This is a genomic window from Legionella resiliens, from assembly GCF_021344005.1.
GTDB lineage: Bacteria > Pseudomonadota > Gammaproteobacteria > Legionellales > Legionellaceae > Legionella > Legionella resiliens.
Genome location: NZ_JAJTND010000007.1, coordinates 122,947 through 145,070, shown reverse-complemented (window position 1 = coordinate 145,070; position 22,124 = coordinate 122,947). Strand labels below are relative to the sequence as shown.

Genomic DNA, 22,124 nt, shown 5'->3' with positions numbered 1-22,124 from the left:
TTTTTGCTTTAATTATAGTCAATAAATGTTTTATGCGAGCAATAGTGCGAAATGTTATTAATGAGATGAATCGCTTTTATCGCTTTTACCAACTAACCAATCAGCACTGACTTCGAATTCTTGTGCTAATGCGTTGAGCAGCTTTTCATCTGGGCTTGTGGCACCATTAAGTAATGCTTCTGCTTTAAATTTGGGAATCTTAACCAGCTTTGATAATACTTCAATGCGCTCTGCACTTGATTCGGGCGCACCGATATTATCAAGCTCCTTATTAAGTCTTTCTGAAAATCTCTTATTAAGCATCTGCTTCTCCTAATAATGATTTAGTTAAGGTAAGTACATACAAATTACTCATCTAAGTCATCGCTCCATAGCTAAGCCATTGGATGTCAGGCAGAAGCGAACGGCTATCTTATTTATTTCATATAGCATAAAAAAAAGGTTTTGCAATGATTACCCCTGAAAATTAGCACATTAAAAATTTTTCATGCACATTGTGACTGATTTTCCCAATGATTTGATTGGAGTTGATCTGTACGGTCTTTCAATTTAGTATTGAACCTCAAAAATAGGATTGTGTAGGATGAACATGATTGAAGAAGTCACTGTAAAGTATCCATGTGATTTAATTATATTCGGTGCTTTAGGGGATCTTTCCTGTCGTAAATTATTTCCCGCTTTATATCAGCTAGAACGTGCACATTTGCTTCACGCGAATACACGTATTATAGGATGTGCACGCGACTCATTAACATTAATGGACTGTGCTGGGTTAATAAAATCTAAAATACAAATGTTTCTTGGCGAGGAACTGGAGGATGAGGTTTGGTCACGTCTTATTCAAAGGATGGCTTATTGCCCGCTCGATCTTACAAAGCCTGAGGACTATACAAAAATAATGGATTATGTAAATCGTGCAGAGCGGATTACTATTTCATATTTTGCGATTCCTCCTTCATTGTACGCACAAACCTGCCAGGGTCTTTCAAGTATTGGTTTAACCAGGCAACCGTCTCGTGTCGTTTTAGAAAAACCAATTGGCCACGATTTGCCTTCCTCTATTGCAATTAATAATGAAGTCGCTCACTTTTTTGCTGAGGATCAGATTTATCGAATTGATCATTATTTAGGTAAAGAAACGGTCTTGAATCTTCTGGTACTGCGCTTTGCTAATGCGATCTTTTCCTCAAATTGGGATAATAAGGCAATCGATAAGGTTGAAATTACCGTTGCAGAAGAGGTAGGAGTTGAAGGACGGTGGGCTTATTATGATAAATCAGGTCAAGTAAGGGATATGCTGCAAAATCATTTATTACAAATATTGTCTCTTTTGGCGATGGAACCGCCAATGAGCTTATCTGCTGAATGTATTCGTAGTGAAAAGTTAAAAGTATTAAAGTCATTACGACCTATTTCTGATACACATGTTCACGAACATACAGTGCGGGCTCAATATGCGGGAAACATGATTAAAGGCCAACAGCTACCTGGATATTTAAATGAGGAAGGTGCTCATAAAGGGTCAACTACTGAAACTTTTGTAGCGATTAAAGCATACATAGATAATTGGCGCTGGTCTGGAGTTCCTTTTTATTTATTAACAGGTAAGCGACTATCAAAAAAACAAAGTGAAGTGGTAATTTACTTTAAGCCTCAACCCTACAATATTTTTAAACAATTCAAACAAGAACTTTCTCCTAACCAACTCATTATTCGTTTGCAACCCGATGAAGGCGTAGAACTGCGAATGATGAATAAAATTCCTGGCCTGAGTGAAAGCATGCAATTAAGGGACAGTAAGTTGGATTTAAATTTCAATCATCTATTTAATTCACAAAGAATTGCTGATGCATACGAGCGCTTATTGTTGGAAGTGATGTTGGGACACCAATATCTCTTTGTTAGCCGCGAAGAAGTAGAGCAAGCATGGAAATGGATTGATGAAATTGAGCAAGCATGGAAAAGACAAGATACCCCTCTCTATACTTATCCATCGGGTACTTGGGGACCTTTGGAAGTAATTCGTTTATATAATGGCAAAGCACATGTATGGGGGGAGCAAAATGCGGTTACGTAGTTTTAGTGAAGCCCCTTTATTAACTGATGACTTAGTGAGTCAGCTAAAGCAAATTCTTTGTGAGGCCATAGAATATCGTGGTCATGCTTATTTAGCAGTTTCCGGTGGAAAAACTCCTGTTGATTTATTCAAGGCACTGGCAAAAACTCATATTCCCTGGGAGAAAATTACTGTAACTTTAACCGATGAGCGTTGTGTCCCTGCAGATGATCCGGATAGAAATGAGCGGTTAGTTCGACATTTTTTACTTCAGCATGATGCATCCAAAGCCCATTTTTTGAGTTTATATAAAGAAGGCCATACATTAGAGCAAACAGAGCATATAATCGCTTCTTTACCTACTTTTGATGCGGTTGTGTTAGGGATGGGCGAGGATGGGCATATTGCATCTTTATTTCCTTGCGCTGATGAGCTTGCAATGGGGATGGATGATAATGCTTCAGCAGTAGTTCTTGTCAGTCCGAAGACAGCACCCCATAAGCGAATAAGTTTATCCAAAAAAAGACTATTAAACAGCCGCAAGATTTTTTTTCATGTGCTGGGTCAGAAAAAATTGACTATATTGCATCAAGCAATGGCAGAGCACGATCCGATGATTATGCCAGTTAGTGCTTTTTTAAATAACTTTAATAATGACGTTCAGGTGATGTATGCACCTTAAGGAAAAAGAATGCATCCCGTTGTAGTTCAAGTTACAGATCGCATCCGTGAACGTAGTGCGCATAACAGAGATTTATACCTGAAACATATAGAAAAATTGCGTATGAAAGGCCCTCAGCGCAGTATGCTTCACTGCGGTAATTTAGCACATGGCTTTGCCGCTTGTGCGAAGATGGATAAAGCAAATCTGAGCGGGATGACCAAAGCAAATATAGCTATTGTTTCTGCCTATAACGACATGCTATCTGCACATCAACCTTATTGGAATTATCCATCTTTAATCAAAGATGCCATTTCTGCTGCCGGAGGTGTGGCACAATTTGCAGGAGGCGTTCCAGCAATGTGTGATGGGATTACTCAAGGCCAAATAGGAATGGAGTTAAGCTTGTTAAGCCGTGATGTAATTGCCATGTCAGCGGCTATAGGTTTGTCGCATAACATGTTTGATGGCGGCCTCATGCTGGGGATTTGCGATAAAATAGTCCCTGGATTATTGATGGCTGCTTTGAGCTTTGGGCATTTGCCGTTTATTTTTATTCCCGCAGGCCCCATGCCGTCGGGTATATCCAATCAGGAAAAAGCGCGTATACGTCAATTGTATGCAGAAGGAAAGGCAGATAAAAATGCATTGCTTGAGGCAGAAGCTGCCTCCTATCATTCTCCAGGGACATGCACTTTTTATGGCACTGCGAATTCCAATCAATTAATTATTGAAACTATGGGATTACAACTTCCTGGTTCCTCGTTTATCAACCCTGGTACACCGTTGCGTGATGCGCTAACCTGGGCTGCGGCACAACAGATTCTCTCTTTAACTGATTTAGGTGAAGATTATTTACCTATTGGCCAACTGATGGATGTTAAAAATATTGTTAATGGGATTGTCGCATTGTTGGCATCGGGTGGTTCAACCAATCATACAATGCACCTAATTGCGGTAGCTGCCATGGCGGGTTACTCGATAAATTGGGATGACTTTGCTCAATTATCTGCAGTAACTCCTTTGATTGCCAAAATTTATCCTAATGGACATGCGGACATCAATCATTTTCAACGAGCTGGTGGAATGGCATATTTTATTCACGCATTACTGGATGCTCAATTAGTGCATGAAGACGTGCATACAGTAATAGGCTATGGTTTGCAACGATATACGCAACAACCCTTATTGGATAATGAGCAATTACTATGGATTTCTGGACCCTCTGTTTCAAATGATGAAAGCGTATTAACTTCAACTAAAACTCCCTTTAGGGCTCAAGGTGGATTGCAAGTATTAAGCGGAAACATAGGGCGTGCTGTAATTAAAACCTCAGGACTTGCCGCGGGGAAAAGTAAGATTAAGGCTCCGGCGGTGGTTTGCTCCAGCCAAGAAGAATTTGAGCAATTGTTTCAAAAAGGTATTTTGGAGCAAGATTGTGTGGTTGTACTTCGCTTTCAGGGACCTAAAGCCTGTGGAATGCCTGAATTACACCAATTAACACCCAAGCTTGGGGTTCTCATGGATAAAGGATATCATGTTGCTTTAGTAACTGATGGACGTATGTCTGGTGCTTCAGGTAAAGTTCCTGCGGCGATTCATGTTACCCCTGAGGCAATCGATAATGAAGTGTTAAGCCGTATCGAAACAGGAGATATGATTTTAATTGATGCTGAGCAAGGGATATTGCAATTATTAGTTACTGATTATGCATTGGGGCTAAGGAGCCGTGCTGTTTTAAATGAAGCGGAATTCAATCGGGGCATTGGCCGAGAGCTGTTTACCAGCCTAAGAGTACAGTTTACTGGGGCTGAACAGGGAGCGTGTAGTTTGTTTCAGGGAAAAGAGTCTTGTTATGATTTTTGATGATTCAACATCTTATGCGATTGTTGCTGATATTGGTGGAACTTTTGCGCGTTTCAGTCGAGTTAATTTAGAAAATTTGGTAATGGATAAAATTGAAATTTATTCATGTGCCGCATACGACAGTCTTGAATCAGTTTTATTAGCTTATAAGGCAAAACACGAATTAAAAGAAATAAAGCACGCAGCTCTGGCGATTGCATGTCCAGTGCTTGATGATGTTATTTGTATGACTAACGCACATTGGCGCTTCTCCATTAGTGAATTAAAACATAAATTAGGTCTGACAGAGCTCAAGGTTTTGAATGATTTTAATGCGATTGCCATGAGCTTGCCTGTCTTATCAGACCAACAACTACTCCAGATAGGAAGAGGCACTGCAGAGAAAAATGGTGCAAGAGCGGTATTGGGGGCGGGAACAGGATTGGGTGTTGCTTTCCTCGCATCAAATCAAGACGGATATTCTGCCCAAGCAGGGGAAGGTGGGCATACGAGCTGGGGTGCAAAAACAGAGCAGGAGTGGTTCATTTATTGTTATCTGAAGGAAAAGTATGATCATGTATCCTATGAGCGCTTATTGTCAGGCCATGGTTTGGAAAATTTGTATCAAGCATTGAGTGCTTTCCACCAGCAAAAAAAAGCGTATGCTCCTGCCTCAGAAATTATTACATTGGCCTTAGCACGCCAATGTACTGTCGCCGAAGCGGCAGTAGCGCAATTTTTTGCAATTCTAGGCTCTTATGCAGGGGATTTGGCATTAATTTTTGCAGCTTTGGGCGGGGTTTATATCGCTGGTGGTCTTGTGCCACGGCTTATTTCAATGCTGGACCGCAGTGATTTTAGATCGTGTTTTGAAGAAAAAGGTCGTTTTAAAGCGTTTAATGCAAAAATACCGACCTATGTGATTACTGCCGAGCAGCCAGGGATATTAGGGGCTGCAGTTTATTTAAAGCAATCGTGGTCTAAATAAAATCCTATTAATCGGGTGCGCTATATCTAGGGCACAGTTGGTGACAAGGAGAGGTTTATGTCTTTTCAAAATTGGATGGTGCAACCAGAAGTTGTGTTGAGCACATCACCTGTAGTTCCGGTTGTTGTGATTAAAGAAATAGAACAAGCTGTCCCTTTGGCTACTGCGTTGTTTGCAGGAGGAATTCATGTAATCGAAGTTGCACTAAGAACCCCCATCGCTTTAGATGCTGTTAAGTTACTGATAAAAACCTTTCCTGAAGCTTTAATTGGTGTGGGTACTGTAACTACGCCAGAGCAATTAAAACAGGTTGCAGATCTCGGTGCAAAATTCGCACTAAGTCCTGGGAAAACTCAGGCCCTATTAGTTGCTGGACTTACTTCCCATATCCCTTTAATTCCTGGTATATCCAGTGTTTCTGAGTTAATGGAAGGATTAATTTTGGGGTATACCCATTTTAAGTTTTTCCCCGCAGCAGCTGTGGGTGGAATCAATATGTTGCGTGCAATGCATGGACCATTTCCCCAGGCAAAATTTTGTCCTACGGGTGGTATTAATGAAATGAATTTTTCTGATTACTTGGCGCTACCTAATGTTTTGTGTGTTGGAGGATCCTGGATCGTACCCGAAGAAGCAATTAAAAAAGGGAATTGGTCATTAATTACTGATTTATCTTATGCTGTGCGCCAAAGTGTAAGGGGATGGGACTCGATATGATTTCGCTGAAAAACCGCGAAGTATCATCCAAGCCCAGCATAATAAATTAAAAAGACAATGGACAGCTCACACGAATGTGCGCTTTATGCCGATTTTTTGAATTATCGATTAAGGAGTTCAACTATGACATGGATTGTTGCAGTTATTGGTTCGGTTGCTGGTTTTTTGTTTGGTTATGATGAGGGGATCATTGCTGGCTCTTTGGATTTGGTCAAAAATCATTTCAATTTAAATGCAACACATATTGGTGTAATGGCATCCGCTTTGCCTTTTGGTGCCCTTTTTGGTTCCATGCTGATTGGTGCGATTACGGCCTCAAAAGGAGCCAAACGTTTTGGCCGCCGTACCTTACTGTCTTTTGCTGGTGTGTTGTTCTTTTTTGGCGCATTAGGTGCTGGATTCGCTGATTCTATTGTGGTGCTTGTTATCTCACGATTAGTTCTTGGCCTGGCAATTGGTGTGGCTTCGGTCATGGCGCCTTTGTATTTGGCTGAAACAGCAACTTATGAGACAAGAGGAGCTGTAGTTGCTATTTATCAATTGGCAATGACTGTAGGAATCGTCTGTTCTTATTCAGTCAATTACTTGTTTCTTGAGAATAATGATTGGCGCGCGATGTTTGCGTCAAGTGCTATCCCAGCCCTGATTTTAAGTATTGGAATTTTACTCATGCCAGAATCTCCTAGATGGTTGTGTAGTGTAGGGCGTCGTAATGCAGCATCTAAGGCTTTAAAAAAGCTGCGTAAAAGCCATTCAATCCAACATGAGTTGACAGATATTGAAAGGACATTGGCAAATGAACCTAAAAAGGGAAGTTGGCTGTTGTTATTTAAGAGTCCTTTATTGCCAGTTTTGCTGCTCGGTACAGTGTTATTTTGTTTGCAACAATTGAGTGGAATTAATGTAATTATCTACTTCGCACCTGAAATTTTTAAAAATTTAGGGATGAACAGTATTACAGGACAAATATTGGCAACGATCGGCATTGGTATGGTTAATTTATTGGTGACGGTTATTGCGATACTTAGTGTTGATAAAGTAGGACGTCGTAACCTTTTGCTGTATGGTTTTTCTGGAATGTTTTTTAGTTTACTGGCTTTATGTGTGTTTTCATTATATCAAGTTGTTTGGCTTCCGTTTCTATCGGTTGCTTGTTTGATCCTTTATATCTGTTCTTTCGCAGTGAGTGTGGGACCAATACCGCATATTGCAATGGCAGAAATATTTCCTTTGCATGTGCGGGGTGCCGGCATGGGATTCTCTGCGATGAGTAACTGGACTTTTAATACAGTAGTCATTTTTAGTTTCCCGCTTTTGGAGAAAATGATGGGTATTGAATATACCTTTGCTCTATATGCAGTGATCTGTCTTTTAGGACTCATCTACGCCTATTTTTATATGCCTGAGACAAAGGGCATCAGTCTGGAACAAATAGAGAATTACATTATGTCTGGTAAATCGTTACGTTTATTAGGCCGTGAAGAGATATCTTCTACCGAAGACATTAGTAAAAAAGAATCATCCTGTTTAGCATCTACCTAAGTTACATTACCCAGGGCTTGCCTGCCAGAGCCATATCCACAGAAGAGCTTTGGAACAAGTAGACAACCCCTCGAACAATCATAGGGGTTGCAAAGGGGGATGGAAGTCTAGTTAACCATTTCTCGTGAAGAATGGTTTAATTTACTTGTTAGTTTATCTCTTAGCTCAATAGCACGTAAAACAGCTACATAACTCCAGGTAAGCGAAGGGGCTCCTTGTTGGACTCCTGTATTTAAATTAATTTGTTCGCTTAATTTCATATCGGGAGCATATTTTTTTATAAGTTTTAAATAGTTATCCCCAGTTTGAATATTTTTTGTTATTTCACTTTGATTTATTAAAGGTAAGTGATCAGCGAGTGTATAGTGATATTCAGCCATGGTTGCAGTTAAAATAAACCAGGGGTTGCCTATGCTGTTGGTTTGATATCCATCATAAGTGTCTCCAGGATAGCGACCGAACAAAATTTCTCCCGAGTGCTTATTATTGATTGGGAACATTGAATTGAACTGATCGTATAAAGCTTTTACTGTGTTTTTGACATAAGTACTACTGGGAGACAAATCCCCATTCTTTTGTGGATTAAATAAAATTCCCAAAATTACTGAGGAATCAAGTTCTAAAGTTTTTTGAGGACCAGGATGGGGTGAAAGCGTTGCTTGAATTGTCTTATGATCTGAATCAAAATGCTGATTCAAACGTGTATTGATTAATCTTGCTTGGCGTTCATAATAAACTGCCGCCTCATTATCGTTGAGACGACGAGCAAGAGCAGCACCTTCAAAGAGTGCTTTCTGTTGTGCCATCGCGGTAAAAAAATGATCTCCAAAAACCTCTTCCCAAAGATCATAATTTTTATCAGACCAATGATGGGCAGTGTATTCCAAATCCATTTTAATTACGCCCATTGAATGCGGATCCAGATTATTATTATACAGATTAGCTTGAACATACTCTGTTTCATTATTATCTAATAAGTGCTGGGCAAAACGAATCAGAACCGAGGCTCTTAGAGCCGGGCCATCATTTTGTGGTCTTCCCCAAGGGCCTTCGAAAGGATAACCATCCATATAAAATTTAGGCTCTCCCAATATATCTTGGCCAGGTGATGGATCATGCTGATGCTGAAGCTTTCGTGTCCAGGAAACATAATTAAATAAGCGTTCTTTGTATCCAAAGGCCTCTGAGGATTCATACCATGTTTCAATCAAATCCATGGCAATTGCAGAATCACGAATCCAGTCATAATAATAATCTGGATTTTGTTTGGAGGGCGCGGCAACTATTGCGCCATTCGATTGAATATTTGCAAAAAAATGCTGTCGCAGCTTTTGTACATCCTCTAAACTAAATACAGAACTTATTGCTTGAGAAACAAAAAAAATCATTAAAAAACATATCCTTTTCAACGTAATCTCCCTATAAAAAAGACAAACTTTTTCATAGTACCTCAAATTAGGTGAGCAGAGTATAGGAAATTTCAAGAAGTATTTATTAAGAAATATGTAGTCTGAGTACAGCGAAGCTACAATGGCTAGGGACTAGGCTTTCCCAGTCCTGTTTATTATTTTCGAGATCATAAAATAAACGGCAGGCAGTACAAATAAAGTAAACAATGTACCAATGCATAAGCCCCCAATAAGCACAGTACCTATAGCATGCCTTGCTTCGGCTCCAGCATCATGCGAGAGCACTAAGGGAATGGCACCAAAAACCATGGCACCGGTAGTCATGAGAATAGGACGTAACCTTAATGAACACGATTTTTTTATCGCCTCAGCTAAGGTAAAGCCTTCTTTTTGCAATTGGTTGGCAAACTCTACAATTAAAATACCATGCTTACTGATTAACCCTACTAAAGTAACCAGGCCAATTTGAGTAAAAATATTTAAGGATTGGCCAAATAAGTAAGCAAAAAGTAAGGCCCCAAAACAAGCTAAGGGTACTGTGAACAAAATAATAAACGGGTAAACGAAGTTCTCAAATTGTGCTGCAAGAATAGCGTAAATAAAGAGTATTGATAAGGTGAATAACAATACCATTGTGTACGATGATTCAGTATATGCTTTAGCAGCGCCTGCCCAACTCAATTTATATTGGTTGGGAAAGTTTTCTTTTGCCAGTTTTAAGAGTCTATTCATTCCTTTCTTAAAGGATTGTTTTTCAGGTAACTGGGCATATAAAGTGGTAGAACGCATTTGGTTAACATGCTCTAATGCAGTTGGTTGTGCACGTCTTTTCATTTGAGCCACTGCACCTAAAGAAATGCGTTTTCCAGAAGGGGTTGTAAGATAAAGCTCGTTTAAAGTCCAGGGCTTAGAAGAACCTTCTAATGTTAGGTTATAAGATACGCCATCTTTTTGAAAAGACATGGATTTATCACCACTGAAAAAAACTTCGATTGTTTTAGCTAATTGCGCGGGAGTTAATCCTAACTGAGCTAAGGCATTCTTATCTATATTTATAGAGTACCCCATGGAGTCAAGGCGTAAGTCATAGTGCGTAGAGGCAAATTCTTTGCTTTGATCCAGTATTTTTTTAAAATGTTCTGTTGCATCAAATAATTGCCGGAAATTTTCAGTGGTAGAAATGACAAGCTCCAATTCCGAATTGTTGCGGGCATCCTCTACTCCAGGTAATCCGGAGTCCCAGCTCCAGACTGAGGCATCGACTGAAGGTAATTGCTCTGTTTTGGGTTTTAATGAATTTACAATTTGCTCTGCAGAACGATTTCTTTGCTTATGAGCTTCCAAAGGCATGACGATACTACTACCCCAATTTCCTAAAAAGGTTAACGTATTTTTGGCTTCGGGGACTTTTCCTATGGACTGTTGCACGCGTTTTGTATTGGCTTCTAGCGTATCTAAGTTATCTCCAGATAAAGGTGGAGTATAGATTCCTACTAAACCGCGATCTTCTTTTGGTGCTGTTTCACCAGGCATTACTTTATAAAAGAGCAGGCTTAGGCTTAAAGATAGTATGAGTAGGAGAAGGGTGGTTTTTTTTCGATAAATAATTATACTCAGCAACTTATAGTAATACTGTGTTAGTTTACTCAGGAATCTATCTATGGCAGGCCATAAATGTTTTGTATTTTTATGCAGGAATGTAGCGCACATCAAAGGAGAAAGTGTCAGGGCAACTACTCCTGAAATGAACACACTACCTGCCAGGGCAACTGCAAATTCTATAAATAATTGACCAATCATGCCATCAATTAAAGCGATAGGTGCATAAACGCTGGTTAAAGTTAAGGTCATGGCAACGATAGCAAAACCTATTTGTTTTGATCCTTTAAGTGCTGCGTCCATGGGGGATAAATCATCTTCGATATGACGCCATATATTCTCAAGAACAATAATTGCATCGTCTACTACCAAACCAACAGCCAATACCATCGCCAGAAGAGTCATTTGATTTATAGTAAAGCCTGCAATTTTCAAAAATAATAAAGAACCTAAAAGTGAAATCGGAATTGCAATTAATGGAATGATTGTGGCGCGTATATTCCGCAAAAAGATAAAAATAATGACTAAGACTAAGAAAATAGATTCGAGAATAGAAGATTGGATGTTTTTAAGAGATGCTTTAATGAATTCGGATTGGTCAATAATAATTTTCGTTTTAATGTCATCGGGCAAACCTTTTTTTAAAGCATTCAGTTCCTTGCGCACACTTTGGGATACCTCGATGGGATTTGCATCATTCGCACGGTTAATCGCAAGCACCAAACCTGAATGGCCATTGACCTTCACTCGGAATTGGTTATTGTCTGTAGTTAGTTGAATTTGAGCTAAAGATTTAAGAAAGACAGGATAATGGTTGTGGGTTTTGATAATCAAATTTTCATAGTCTTCAGGAGTTTTTAATTCAAAATCAAGTGTCGTTGGGATTTTGTTTTGATAATTACCTGCAGGCAAAGATAAGCGGTTATTGGCAATTGCATTGGCGACTTCATCCACATTAATTCCAAATGCATATAATTTCTTTTGATCTAATTGAATGGAATAAGTAAAGGGCTGTCCCCATACATCAACTGAGGCAACTCCTTTAAGACTCCGGAACACATTTTTTAAATTCAAATTGGCATAATGGGTCAGTTCACCGAAGTTTAAAGAAGAAGATTCCAAAGCAATGCCTATAAAAGGTAAGCCATCCGCTTGCCTTTGTCGTTCAATTAAGGGTGCTTCTACTGTTGTTGGAAGTTGTGCTAAGCGTGCTGCTTCATGCGTGGCATTTAGGGCTTTGTCCATGGAAGTTCCTGGACGAAAGCGTAAGGTAATGTGTGACTTTCCTGGATTAGAGCGTGAAGTCATTAACTCCAATCCTTCTACACCAGCAAGTTGATCCTCAAGTACATTCGTGACCACAGATTCAACTAATTCAGGGCTGGCATTAGGATAATGAGTATTCACCGTAATGACTGGAAAACTGATATCGGGATATTCTCTCAGGGATAATGAATGAAAGCATAATATTCCCAAGAGCAGGATCATGCTATTGAGAATAATGGCAATCACTGGATGTTTTAAAAAATAGCTTGTAAATTTCATAAGAGGGCGGCTAACCTTTATAAATTGATACTTCCAGACCTGGATATAATCGTTCCGGGTTCTTACTCACTATCTGCTCTCCGGATTTTAATCCCGAAATAATTTCTACTTTATCTTTTTCTTGTATCCCTGTTTTGACAGCAACAAGTTCTATTTTTTTATTAACTACCTTATAAACATGTGTTTTGCCTTGTTTGAGAAATAAGGCCTGTGTTGGAATGACCAATGCTCCTGTTTTTCTATTCACTACGAGCAGACCGGATACATTTGCACCAACTAAACAGCGAGTGCATTGGATATCGACGTCCGCAGGACACATATGTGTTTCATCATCTATCATTTTTTGTACATGATTTAAATGATAAAGTTGGTTCAATATATAAATTGGTTGGTTTTCTTTAATTGAATGATTATTAGTGCAGGGTACATCAATTTCAACTGTTAATGAGTTAGGATCATAAATGCTCACTACCGGCGCGCCTTCGGTGACTTGAGCTCCTTCCTTAATTTTAAATGCACCAATTACTCCGTTAAATGGCGCATAAAAACGCATGTTTTTGAGTTCGATTTTGGTTCTGGATTTTTCTTTTTGTGAGTCGATCCAGATTCTTTTTTTCTCTTCTACCTCTCTTGCACTCACAAATCCTGGTTTTTGCAAGTTTTTAAGACGTTGGTATTGAGTGTTTTCCAGCTGTTCTGTTTCTTTAGAGAGTTGGTAGCTTTTTTCAATGTCTGGATTAATTATTTTAGCAATTAAATCTCCTTTTTCGACTGTTTGCCCTGAACTGATGAGTGTATCAAGCATTCCAGACCCTTTAGCAACAAGGACAGTTGCATGTTTGGGACGGATGGTTCCTATGAGTTTTATTGTTTTTTCAATTGTAGTCGGTGTTACAGTCACTGTTTCGACTATTTTAGGGGCTGGAGGAGGGGAGGATTTTGCGTGATAATAAAAAAGATAATAAATGCCTAAGGCGGTAAGAAGTATACTCGATAATCCAATAATCTTATATTTCGAGCATAGAGTATTCCTTATTTGGGAGATGATTAATTGCAGATTCACGAAATACTCCTAAATTGGGAATCGGATTGCATTTGTGCTATTGTGATTATGGCTTTGATCCATAAAGGCTCACTATTCATACTAGGAACAATAATTAATTCTTCACCGCCAATTGTTAGCCATTGTTTTTTAAGACGTATGCCTATTTCTTCCAGTGTTTCCAAACAATCAGCAACAAAAGAAGGACAAACAATAACTAGTTTTTTAATCCCTTTAGCAATCAATTCAGCAAGAATGTGATCGGTATATGGTTTTATCCATGGTGTTTTACCCAATCTTGATTGAAAAGCTGTACTGTAACTATTCGTAGATAAGCCCAGTTCGCATGCTAATAAACGACTGCTCTGATGACATTGAGCCCTATAACATTTCTGGATACTATCTGTTAAAGTGGGACAAGCTTCTGTACAAATTGATTTGCAACTACTTTTTGTAATTTGGCGTTCAGGAATTCCGTGATAACTAAAAAGAACATGTGTTTGCTCTCGGAGATAAGTTTTAATAGTTTGAGCTTGCGCTTTAAGGTACGCTGGATGTTGAAAAAAATCACTTATGATTTTGATTGAGGGGAACAGATCCCAGGAGCCGAGAACACGCATGGCCTCAGCAATGGATGATCCATTAGCCGCTGATGAATATTGTGGATATAAAGGCAAAATAGTAATGGATTCGCATTGCTTTAACTGATTTAAAGCCGTGGTGATAGAAGGGTTCCCATAACGCATACCCAGAGCAATTATGTATTCTGATCCAACTTCTTTTTGTACCTCGTTTACTAAATTCTGGCTATATAATAGTAAGGGAGAACCCTGTTCAGTCCATATGGATTGATAAGCTTGGGCAGAACGCTTTGAACGGAAAGGTAAAATAAACAGATAAACCAATATATAGCGAAGCAAGGGGGAAAGATCGATGACTCGCTTATCGGTAAGAAATTCGCGCAAATAACTCCTGACAGATGAAGTATCTGTACTATTAGGGGTCCCAAGATTTATAAGTAATAAACCACGCTTCATCAGGAATTACTGACCTTAAATAGAATATGGCCATCATACATGAAGACGGTTTTTAATTCAGTACTTGTTCAAAATTTAGTCTAAAATGGCTTTTATGGACGCAGCACCACGATGATACTGCGTTAATTTAATCAAGCCGTTTCAGCCTCAGCATTTTCATTGAGCACAATTACATTAGCTGCGTGTAGGCCTTTGTCACCTTGTTCCACATCATAATTGACTACTTGTCCGGGAACTAATGTTTTATAGCCTGTACCATGAATCGATGAGAAATGAACAAAAATATCATCGCCACCATTTTCTGGAATAATAAATCCCCAACCTTTGGCATTATTAAACCATTTTACTTCACCTTTAGCCATATTTCCTCCTTTTCCGGAGTCTCATGACCTAGACTCCATCGTTTCTCAATCGCTCTGACTTTTTCTGTCAGGTGAGCAATTGCATTCATCCATAAATGACAATTGAACCTATTTTCTTATAGGCAGTTTTAACATAACGTAAAACAGACTCACTACTCAATAGTATTTTTTATAAAAAAAATAATTGTGTTAATAATTCCTTAAGTTGGATATGCTAATTTAGTATTATAGGTGTAATAAGAGGAGTTCAGATGAGTCAATACAGTACTTCTAAAATGTTAGGAAAACTAGCTGCTGGACAGAGTAATTCCCGTCATAAGGAAGTCTCGCAGGAAATAGAGGAAGTTGGACAAGAGTTTGCTGTACCTCAATTAGTCCCATCTGCAAAACCATCTGAGGAATTAGAAATGAAAAATGTCCTGAGCAACATTTTAGGACCGTCCTTGACAAAAGGATATTCTCCTATGGATAAAAAGTAATTTAGTGGTCATCCGTATTAAAAATAAGCAATCATCCGTAGTCATTTAGTCCTCTCCAACTGGAGAGGACTATGTTTTAAATGCTAATTCATAAACATAATACTTATTAAAAGAACAAATCGGCATAAAAATATTATTAATTTTTACTAAAAACAACGATGCTAAAGCCCAAATTTAGGTATATACTTTTTAGAAAGAAGTATTATTTTTGAGGCTTGAATATGGCAGGATTTTCTGAAACTGCACATTGGAGGGATTCAGCTCGCAGCGCTCGTTTTTTTATAGTTGATGCCCGAGCTGCGTTTCCTATTTTTTTATTTCTAATGCATATTAGGATTTGGACAGGGATACTGGTTTTAATCTCTGCAGTTTTTTTTGGCATCATTGAACATTACGGTTTTACAGTCCCGGTTTTTTTAAGGTGGATAAGGAGTACTTTGGCAGGGTCGATTAAGTCTTCAAAACCGTGGTGGCGTTAGTATGGAACGTGATATTAGTAAATGCATGTCCGTTATAGCCGCAAGTTTAAATGCCAAATTCTATCTTAATGATAGATTTGTAAGTTATGAGGAGGTTTTTGCAGATACCGGTTTGTTACCAGCAATTGCGAAACGAGCGGATCAATTGTGTTCTTTATGCCTTGGCTATGGTTTAGGAGCTACATTTGATGAGGCAGAAGGAGCCCTGTTAGGACTCAGAGTCGTTTTTGATGAAGTAACGCCTAATGTATTACGTTTGTTATGTATGACTGACGTGTTGAATGAATTAATTCAAGGTGGTCCAAGCCGTGATTATACCCCCTTGGATGAGTTGATGTACGACTAGATGTGTTTTATTAACGTATATTGTAAAGAAATCGTAAGTAATGGTAATTTTAGATGCATTTATAATTGATTTTGATAGACTTAGGTTAATTAAAGATTTTATGTTTTAGGGGTAAAGTTATGGCATTTTTTAAGGAACGTGAACAACACGGTGAACAAGACATAAAGAGCAAGCTTAGTAAAGAATGCATAGAGCCCGTTGGAAAAATGCAATTTGCGATAGATCAAAGAGGTGGGAATACAAGTGATCTTCAGGAAGCAACCGACTTTTTGAATATTATAGATAAAGTAATAGTCAATGGCGTTGTTGCGTTACCAGAAAAAGCGCTCCAGCAAGTTCAAGAAGCGAAGCCACAACCTCTTGGAGTTAAAGAACAACTTAAAGCAGCTAAACAAGAACAAACCACCCAAGAAAGTGAACAGGTTGCTGAAGAGAGAACTGGCCTTGGAATGGGTTCAGGTAGTTGAGTTTAGGAATCATCGAGTAAAAATTAATCATTTTTTGTCGCATTCACAAAGAGACTCCTAGCTCTTTGTGAATTTTATCTTTTTTATATAATCGAAATTACTGTTATACTCCATTATACTGCATTGGTTTTTTGCAGAACGTTTTATTGTTAAATTTAATCTGGATTTATGGAAAAAAATACGTTCACTAAAGAGCATAATGATGCAATTCTGAAAGCATTGGATTATGCAATTCAAAATGGCCCTTGGGATAAATCGAATTTTCTACGGTCAATTGGTAATCGTTTAATTGGAATTCGTGATGGTTTTGTCAAAAAAATTAATGAGCGCAGCCAAGCACAAATTCGATCAGATACACATTTAGCCAATCGTCTTGCTTTAAGAAGTGGTCAGCAAGAGGTTTTCGTTTCTTTATATTCTTCAGATGGGTCCAATCTTCAGTCTTGGGAAAGGATAATCATTAATTTGCCTCGGCAAATGATTTCTCGCCCCATCTATGCAAATGAAGATCAGGTAGAAGCTTTGATCAAATCAAAAGAAAACAAACAAAATGAGGCTTATGTCGGTATTTTCATTAATAAAACGGATATAATTAATCTTTCTGCTGATAAAACGCTATCTGACAAATTAGGTAGCCCCTTACTCACGTTAAAAGATAGGTCTTTAAATGTAGACAACATTAGCCGTTTTGTTCATCTAAGCGGTGTTTATAAATATTCACGTGGCCGTTTGATTAAAGAACAATGATTTTTTTAATATGCCTCGTACAGTATTACTTGCGAATCTCTCGCAAAATTATCCTAGAGCAGTATATACTTAGAAAGAAACAAACTATTTTGAAGTAATCGCTAATGGCACAACAACCGCAACAACAAGGTCAAGATAGTGGCATGGGCCCCATATGGGTTATGGTACTATTGTTTATTACTGTGTTTCTTATCTGGAAAATGGGACATCAGTATATCGTGATGTTTGTTTTTCAAATCAACATTTGGCAAGCAAAACTTGTTAATTTATTTGTTCACAGCGATCAGCTGGCAAGCTTGATTCAAATCATGCAAACAATAGATCCCAATGCAGTAAATTGGGATCAGCTGTTAGAAACAACACGTGCTGTTGGTGATTTTATGCGTTATCCCGTGGTTCTCGTCCTGCTTGTTTTGGCAGTTTTACTGTATCAGTCAAATATTACCCTAAAATTTCGTAAAGTTTATGATATGAAAAAATTACGGGAACAGGAACAGTTTAACTGGCCTGCAATTATGCCTATAGTCAAAGAAGATTTGGTAGAGCAAGATATAAATCAGGGTCCTTGGGCAATGGCGCTGACGCCAATGGAATTTGCGCGTAAATACCATTTATTAAAAAAAGAAGATATTTTATTAGACGATCCTGTACCCGGACAAGAGATGACGGCAGGGGTTCGTCGAGGCGATGCAAAACGAGTTTTTACTTTACAATTAGGCCCTTATTGGGATGGTTTTGAACATTGTTCACCACAGGCTTATGCTTTAGCAGCTGTGTTTCTTGCGCGTATTAACCGAGACAGAGATGCAGCCAGCACTATTTTATCAACGTTAGACAAATCTTATGTTGCGGGAAAGCCTGATTATAGTGTAGCTAGGCCCGTAATAGAAAAATATAAAAACACAGAAATTATCCAGGAAGTTGTTACAAAACACGCCTATACTTTAAGTGTAATGGCTTCATTACTTGAAAAAGCTCGAGACGATGGGGTTGTTCCGAGTTCTGAGTTTTTATGGCTAAGGCCCGTTGATAGGCGTTTATGGTATATGCTCAATTGTGTTGGTAGACAAACACCTTTTTCAGAGGTCGCAGGTCCTTTCGCTCATTGGAAAGCAGAGAAAGAAATGGGACGGCGTTCTTTGGTGCCTATGATAGACGAGGCGATTAAAGCTCTGGAAATCGCCATAAAAGAAGTTAAGTTAACACCCCGACAAATGCAGGAGTTAGAGCCATGATGCGCGGTATTGACTCACGTCATGAGTTAGATCCTACCCTCTTACTAAGGGATACCCGGACATTCACCCAGAGATTGGCTGATTTCTTCGCTGATCCCACGAATATTTCAATTATACTTTTTACCTTATCAGCAATGTCATATTATTTCTCTGAGGTTGCAACATTCCTGTTGCTTTTAGGAGGTGGAACTTTTCTTTATAGCTATACACGCAAACAAAAATTACCTTTCCGCCTTCCTTTAATTTCTCGAGTAAAAGATTATAACGATATGAAACCAGGCGTTAACAAGCCCAATATGGCTCGTGGAATTGCATTTTTTGGTAATGATCGTAAAACGGGACATGAGTTATGGTTTGCTAACGATGACATGCGTACTCATGCATTAATCTTTGGATCCACCGGTAGTGGTAAAACAGAATGTTTGGTCTCCCTCGCGTTTAATGCTTTGGTACAAGGAAGTGGTTTTATTTATGTTGACGGTAAAGGCGATAACTCACTTTATGCTAAAGTTTTTTCCATGGTCAGGAGCATGGGACGTGAAGACGATTTGCTTCTGATTAACTTTATGACTGGTGCGCGGGATATTATTGGCCCACAAGAAAGAAGATTGTCTAATACGTTTAATCCCTTTTCCCAAGGTTCTTCCAGTATGTTAACCCAGCTTGTAGTGAGTTTGATGGGTGATTCAAAAGGAGGCGGTGATGGAGACATGTGGAAAGGTCGTGCTATCGCCTTCGTAGAAGCCTTGATGCGTCTTCTGGTTTATATGCGTGATGAGGGGGCGATCCTTTTGGATGCGGATACCATCCGTAATTACTTTGATTTAACTCGATTAGAAACCATTGTCGTTGATAAAGTCTTTCCCCGTGATAACCAGGAAAGTGTTAATATCGAACAGATTCCAAAATTGGTTACGGACCCTTTACGTAACTACTTAGGCACCTTGCCAGGTTACAACAAGGAGAAAAAAGGAAAGCAAGTGTCGCAAGTTTTGGAGCAACACGGTTTTATTACCATGCAGCTGGTAAGAGCGTTTTCATCCTTGGCGGATACTTATGGGCATATTGTCCGTACGAATCTGGCTGAGGTAGATTTTAAAGACGTGGTATTGAATCGAAGGATATTGGTCGTATTATTACCCGCTTTAGAAAAATCTCCCGATGAGTTGTCTAACCTTGGTAAAATTATCGTTTCTTCATTAAAAGCAATGATGGCAGCAGGTTTGGGGGAAGATGTCGAAGGGGATTATCGAGATGTAATCTTGAGAAAGCCAACAAATGCACCTACACCTTATATGTGCATCCTGGACGAGTATGGATATTATGCAGTTCAAGGGTTTGCCGTGGTACCTGCGCAAGCGCGTTCTCTTGGATTCTCAGCGATTTTTGCTGGACAAGATTTACCTGCATTCCAAAAAGCTTCTAAAGAGGAAGCTGCATCCATCGGTGCAAACACAAACATTAAAATCTGTATGAAATTGGAAGATCCTACAGAAACATGGGATTTCTTCACCAAAACAGCTGGTGAGGCTTATGTAACTAAAGTGGATTCATTTCAAGCTAAAGACTCCAGTATTGCCAATACTTACATGGACAGTAAAAGTTCTTCGTTTGAAAAGAGAGCTCGTGTTGACCTATTGGATTTAAAAGAACAAACAGAAGGTGAGGCGCATATATTTTTCAAGTCAAAAATTGTTCGTGCCCGTATGTTTTATGCGAACCCTAAACCGGTTAAGAAATTAAAATTAAATCAATTTTTAAAAGTAGAAGCGCCACCAGATGATTATTTAATGAGGTTACAAAAACAATTAGCTTCATTTCAGACAATTTTGGAAAGCGGCGATTTATCAATTAATAAAACAACAGAAAGTGAAGAAATTACTCTTATTTCCAAGTTATTGCGTGAATCACCCATAGAGGAGCCTATAGAACGGGGTGTTTCTGCTTTAATTGCGTTCCATGGTCATAATGAACCTGAACCTGTTGAAGATTTAATTGAAGAAGAAGTTGAAGGTGCATTAACGATATTTAGTCCTTTGCGAGAACGACCAGGGGATCCCCCAGTTTTGGTGAGCGATAAAGCCGCATTTTCTGAGTCCTTGCTGCCTATTAATGAAACACGCAATCAGATGATGAATATTGAGCGTTTGGCCGGTGCCAAGGATAAATATGCGGGTACGGTCGCAAATGAGCTTATTAAGGACTTCCAATTGGCAACCAGTTATCCTCCTGAAGAGAGAGATTTTATTGCTCCTGATGAATTAACTGATTTAGTAAAAACCTTATCAGAAAAAATTGCGAGTGAACGTGAAAATGCGAAGAATAAAGGTGAAGAATAATCAATACTCACTACGACTTCACAGTATATTTTTTCTCGTCAAAACCCTTTGTATCCCTCAGAAATTTAGCCATGTATGTTCATGGCTAATATTTCTACAGCCATTAAGAAAAACTCACTTTTATTGTAAAGGCAACGTGCGTTAGAATCAGTAACTTAACCGCGTTGCGTTCTTTTTTACCATTGTGAAAAAATAAACCTTAGCGCTTTGTTTTTATTCAAAAAAATGTAAAGAAATAAATAAATTTTTAAAAAAATAGCTATTTTATTGAATTCATTGTAACGTAATAATTTGTATCCTTTTCTTAAAGATGGAACACATAATAGAACTACAGTCAGAATCATTTTGGTCATTTGAAATATGAGGAATGTGAGTGAGATCAGTACGTATTAATCTAATTCAGGCTGTTGGATTGATTGCCTTATTGACGTTGACCTCCTGTAACGGTGATTATTGGGCATTGGAGAAAGACGAGCCGAAGTATCCATGTAAAGTTCTTGGTGCCTGTGATGCTACCATCATGAAGCTTGCTAAAAAACTAAATAGAAAAGGGGTGAAAGTTATTACTATCGGTCAAGATTATATGATCAGCATTCCTGCTAGTTATTTGTTTGAACCAGAAACACCACATCTAAAATGGAAATCTTATCCATTATTAAATGAAATTGCCGCATTTCTAATACAATTTCGTAAAATTGCCATTAATGTAGCCAGTTACAGTAATAAATATGTATCGCCAAGAAGAGAGCATGCATTGACTTTAGCCAGATCGCGAGTCGTTAGTGAATACCTTTGGTCTCAAGGAGTAGATAGTCGTTTTATCTTTACACAAGGATTAGGTAGTGATAAACCTATTATTGGATACACTAAAGGTGGTGATAATTCAATAAATGCACGAGTAGAAATTACTTTCAGAAGAGCTGTGGCATAGGGGAAAGAATGAGTCGTGAAGCGTGGGAAGTAATAAAAAGTAGCAAGAATTTCTATGTGAATTCTTACAGACGCGGGATAATCGCGTTAATTATTTCTCTATTGATGAATTGCATTTTTGGATTACTAATCGCTTACATTCATTTAACAGAGCCTGAGCGAGATTTTTATGCAACAAGTGGGGTAGCTCCCCCTATCCAGCTGCAACCTCTTCTTGCTCCGAATTATTCATTGAACGCGTTACTTCCTCCTGACCCACCTGCAGAGAATGAGGAAGATAAATTGATACCACAATAAGC

21 protein-coding genes are annotated in these 22,124 nt (G+C 38.6%); 15 read left to right on the top strand and 6 right to left on the bottom strand.

What is annotated here, in order from left to right; all coding sequences use genetic code 11:
- Window positions 1-57: 57 nt before the first annotated feature.
- Entirely contained in the window at window positions 58-303 is a 246-nt protein-coding gene (locus LXO92_RS16455; protein WP_019233460.1) for a hypothetical protein, read from the bottom strand.
- A gap of 286 nt (window positions 304-589) precedes the next feature.
- Here LXO92_RS16455 and zwf point away from each other — a divergent pair, with 286 nt between their 5' ends.
- The 6 genes from zwf to LXO92_RS16425 are packed head-to-tail and all read left to right on the top strand — an operon-like array spanning window position 590 to window position 7,809.
- Entirely contained in the window at window positions 590-2,077 is a 1,488-nt protein-coding gene (zwf, locus tag LXO92_RS16450) for a glucose-6-phosphate dehydrogenase (RefSeq protein WP_182352878.1), read from the top strand.
- The gene (gene pgl, locus LXO92_RS16445; protein ID WP_182350615.1) at window positions 2,064-2,738 is read left to right on the top strand and encodes a 6-phosphogluconolactonase; all 675 of its coding nucleotides are present in this window, start codon (window positions 2,064-2,066) and stop codon (window positions 2,736-2,738) included. Before zwf ends, pgl begins: the two co-directional genes overlap by 14 nt.
- Before the next feature lie 9 nt (window positions 2,739-2,747).
- Window positions 2,748-4,583 (top strand): phosphogluconate dehydratase, encoded by a 1,836-nt coding sequence (gene edd, locus LXO92_RS16440; protein ID WP_182350614.1) that lies wholly within the window; start codon window positions 2,748-2,750, stop codon window positions 4,581-4,583.
- A complete protein-coding gene (glk, locus tag LXO92_RS16435) occupies window positions 4,573-5,550 on the top strand; it encodes a glucokinase (protein WP_182350613.1) in 978 nt (325 codons plus the stop codon). Before edd ends, glk begins: the two co-directional genes overlap by 11 nt.
- A gap of 57 nt (window positions 5,551-5,607) precedes the next feature.
- Entirely contained in the window at window positions 5,608-6,267 is a 660-nt protein-coding gene (locus LXO92_RS16430) for a bifunctional 4-hydroxy-2-oxoglutarate aldolase/2-dehydro-3-deoxy-phosphogluconate aldolase (protein ID WP_182350612.1), read from the top strand.
- Window positions 6,268-6,324: 57 nt separating this feature from the next.
- The gene (locus LXO92_RS16425) at window positions 6,325-7,809 is read left to right on the top strand and encodes a sugar porter family MFS transporter (RefSeq protein WP_255465995.1); all 1,485 of its coding nucleotides are present in this window, start codon (window positions 6,325-6,327) and stop codon (window positions 7,807-7,809) included.
- A gap of 107 nt (window positions 7,810-7,916) precedes the next feature.
- Here LXO92_RS16425 and LXO92_RS16420 read toward each other — a convergent pair whose 3' ends face one another.
- The 5 genes from LXO92_RS16420 to LXO92_RS16400 all read right to left on the bottom strand — a co-directional run bounded on the left by LXO92_RS16420 (window position 7,917) and on the right by LXO92_RS16400 (window position 14,803).
- Complete coding sequence (locus tag LXO92_RS16420; RefSeq protein WP_232891323.1) at window positions 7,917-9,197, bottom strand: glycoside hydrolase family 15 protein; 1,281 nt, start codon at window positions 9,195-9,197, stop codon at window positions 7,917-7,919.
- A 153-nt stretch (window positions 9,198-9,350) separates the two neighbouring features.
- Window positions 9,351-12,362, bottom strand: a complete 3,012-nt coding sequence (locus LXO92_RS16415; RefSeq protein WP_232891322.1) for an efflux RND transporter permease subunit — start codon at window positions 12,360-12,362, stop codon at window positions 9,351-9,353.
- Between the two features lie 10 nt (window positions 12,363-12,372).
- A complete protein-coding gene (locus tag LXO92_RS16410) occupies window positions 12,373-13,425 on the bottom strand; it encodes an efflux RND transporter periplasmic adaptor subunit (RefSeq protein ID WP_182350608.1) in 1,053 nt (350 codons plus the stop codon).
- Window positions 13,422-14,441, bottom strand: coding sequence for a ferrochelatase (gene hemH, locus LXO92_RS16405; RefSeq protein WP_182350607.1), 1,020 nt, complete (start codon window positions 14,439-14,441; stop codon window positions 13,422-13,424). Before hemH ends, LXO92_RS16410 begins: the two co-directional genes overlap by 4 nt.
- A 131-nt stretch (window positions 14,442-14,572) precedes the next feature.
- On the bottom strand, window positions 14,573-14,803 hold the full coding sequence (locus tag LXO92_RS16400; RefSeq protein WP_019233473.1) for a cold-shock protein: 231 nt from the start codon (window positions 14,801-14,803) through the stop codon (window positions 14,573-14,575).
- Between the two features lie 251 nt (window positions 14,804-15,054).
- Between LXO92_RS16400 and LXO92_RS16395 the strand changes: the two genes are divergently transcribed.
- The 9 genes from LXO92_RS16395 to icmM all read left to right on the top strand — a co-directional run bounded on the left by LXO92_RS16395 (window position 15,055) and on the right by icmM (window position 22,122).
- Window positions 15,055-15,282, top strand: coding sequence for a hypothetical protein (locus tag LXO92_RS16395; protein WP_182350606.1), 228 nt, complete (start codon window positions 15,055-15,057; stop codon window positions 15,280-15,282).
- A gap of 221 nt (window positions 15,283-15,503) precedes the next feature.
- The gene (gene icmT / locus LXO92_RS16390; protein ID WP_220471040.1) at window positions 15,504-15,761 is read left to right on the top strand and encodes an IcmT/TraK family protein; all 258 of its coding nucleotides are present in this window, start codon (window positions 15,504-15,506) and stop codon (window positions 15,759-15,761) included.
- Window position 15,762: 1 nt separating this feature from the next.
- Entirely contained in the window at window positions 15,763-16,107 is a 345-nt protein-coding gene (locus LXO92_RS16385) for a type IV secretion IcmS family protein (RefSeq protein ID WP_019233476.1), read from the top strand.
- Window positions 16,108-16,226: 119 nt separating this feature from the next.
- Window positions 16,227-16,574: a hypothetical protein gene (locus LXO92_RS16380; RefSeq protein WP_182350605.1), complete on the top strand. Its 348-nt coding sequence runs from the start codon at window positions 16,227-16,229 to the stop codon at window positions 16,572-16,574.
- Window positions 16,575-16,742: 168 nt separating this feature from the next.
- Window positions 16,743-17,321: a Dot/Icm secretion system protein IcmQ gene (gene icmQ, locus LXO92_RS16375; protein WP_182350604.1), complete on the top strand. Its 579-nt coding sequence runs from the start codon at window positions 16,743-16,745 to the stop codon at window positions 17,319-17,321.
- A 104-nt stretch (window positions 17,322-17,425) separates the two neighbouring features.
- Complete coding sequence (icmP, locus tag LXO92_RS16370) at window positions 17,426-18,556, top strand: type IVB secretion system coupling complex protein DotM/IcmP (RefSeq protein ID WP_182350603.1); 1,131 nt, start codon at window positions 17,426-17,428, stop codon at window positions 18,554-18,556.
- The gene (locus LXO92_RS16365; protein WP_182350602.1) at window positions 18,553-20,895 is read left to right on the top strand and encodes a TraM recognition domain-containing protein; all 2,343 of its coding nucleotides are present in this window, start codon (window positions 18,553-18,555) and stop codon (window positions 20,893-20,895) included. The genes icmP and LXO92_RS16365 overlap by 4 nt, the downstream gene beginning before the upstream one ends.
- A gap of 373 nt (window positions 20,896-21,268) precedes the next feature.
- Window positions 21,269-21,826 (top strand): type IVB secretion system protein IcmN/DotK, encoded by a 558-nt coding sequence (gene icmN / locus LXO92_RS16360; protein WP_019233482.1) that lies wholly within the window; start codon window positions 21,269-21,271, stop codon window positions 21,824-21,826.
- Window positions 21,827-21,834: 8 nt separating this feature from the next.
- Window positions 21,835-22,122 (top strand): type IVB secretion system protein IcmM/DotJ, encoded by a 288-nt coding sequence (gene icmM, locus LXO92_RS16355; RefSeq protein ID WP_182350601.1) that lies wholly within the window; start codon window positions 21,835-21,837, stop codon window positions 22,120-22,122.
- Window positions 22,123-22,124: the final 2 nt, after the last annotated feature.

Coding starts and splice junctions, on each gene's coding strand:
- LXO92_RS16455 (WP_019233460.1), bottom strand. CDS start 303: ATGCTTAATAAGAGATTTTCAGAAAGACTTAATAAGGAGCTTGATAAT.
- zwf (WP_182352878.1), top strand. CDS start 590: ATGATTGAAGAAGTCACTGTAAAGTATCCATGTGATTTAATTATATTC.
- pgl (WP_182350615.1), top strand. CDS start 2,064: ATGCGGTTACGTAGTTTTAGTGAAGCCCCTTTATTAACTGATGACTTA.
- edd (WP_182350614.1), top strand. CDS start 2,748: ATGCATCCCGTTGTAGTTCAAGTTACAGATCGCATCCGTGAACGTAGT.
- glk (WP_182350613.1), top strand. CDS start 4,573: ATGATTTTTGATGATTCAACATCTTATGCGATTGTTGCTGATATTGGT.
- LXO92_RS16430 (WP_182350612.1), top strand. CDS start 5,608: ATGTCTTTTCAAAATTGGATGGTGCAACCAGAAGTTGTGTTGAGCACA.
- LXO92_RS16425 (WP_255465995.1), top strand. CDS start 6,325: ATGGACAGCTCACACGAATGTGCGCTTTATGCCGATTTTTTGAATTAT.
- LXO92_RS16420 (WP_232891323.1), bottom strand. CDS start 9,197: ATGATTTTTTTTGTTTCTCAAGCAATAAGTTCTGTATTTAGTTTAGAG.
- LXO92_RS16415 (WP_232891322.1), bottom strand. CDS start 12,362: ATGAAATTTACAAGCTATTTTTTAAAACATCCAGTGATTGCCATTATT.
- hemH (WP_182350607.1), bottom strand. CDS start 14,441: ATGAAGCGTGGTTTATTACTTATAAATCTTGGGACCCCTAATAGTACA.
- LXO92_RS16400 (WP_019233473.1), bottom strand. CDS start 14,803: ATGGCTAAAGGTGAAGTAAAATGGTTTAATAATGCCAAAGGTTGGGGA.
- LXO92_RS16395 (WP_182350606.1), top strand. CDS start 15,055: ATGAGTCAATACAGTACTTCTAAAATGTTAGGAAAACTAGCTGCTGGA.
- icmT (WP_220471040.1), top strand. CDS start 15,504: ATGGCAGGATTTTCTGAAACTGCACATTGGAGGGATTCAGCTCGCAGC.
- LXO92_RS16385 (WP_019233476.1), top strand. CDS start 15,763: ATGGAACGTGATATTAGTAAATGCATGTCCGTTATAGCCGCAAGTTTA.
- LXO92_RS16380 (WP_182350605.1), top strand. CDS start 16,227: ATGGCATTTTTTAAGGAACGTGAACAACACGGTGAACAAGACATAAAG.
- icmQ (WP_182350604.1), top strand. CDS start 16,743: ATGGAAAAAAATACGTTCACTAAAGAGCATAATGATGCAATTCTGAAA.
- icmP (WP_182350603.1), top strand. CDS start 17,426: ATGGCACAACAACCGCAACAACAAGGTCAAGATAGTGGCATGGGCCCC.
- LXO92_RS16365 (WP_182350602.1), top strand. CDS start 18,553: ATGATGCGCGGTATTGACTCACGTCATGAGTTAGATCCTACCCTCTTA.
- icmM (WP_182350601.1), top strand. CDS start 21,835: ATGAGTCGTGAAGCGTGGGAAGTAATAAAAAGTAGCAAGAATTTCTAT.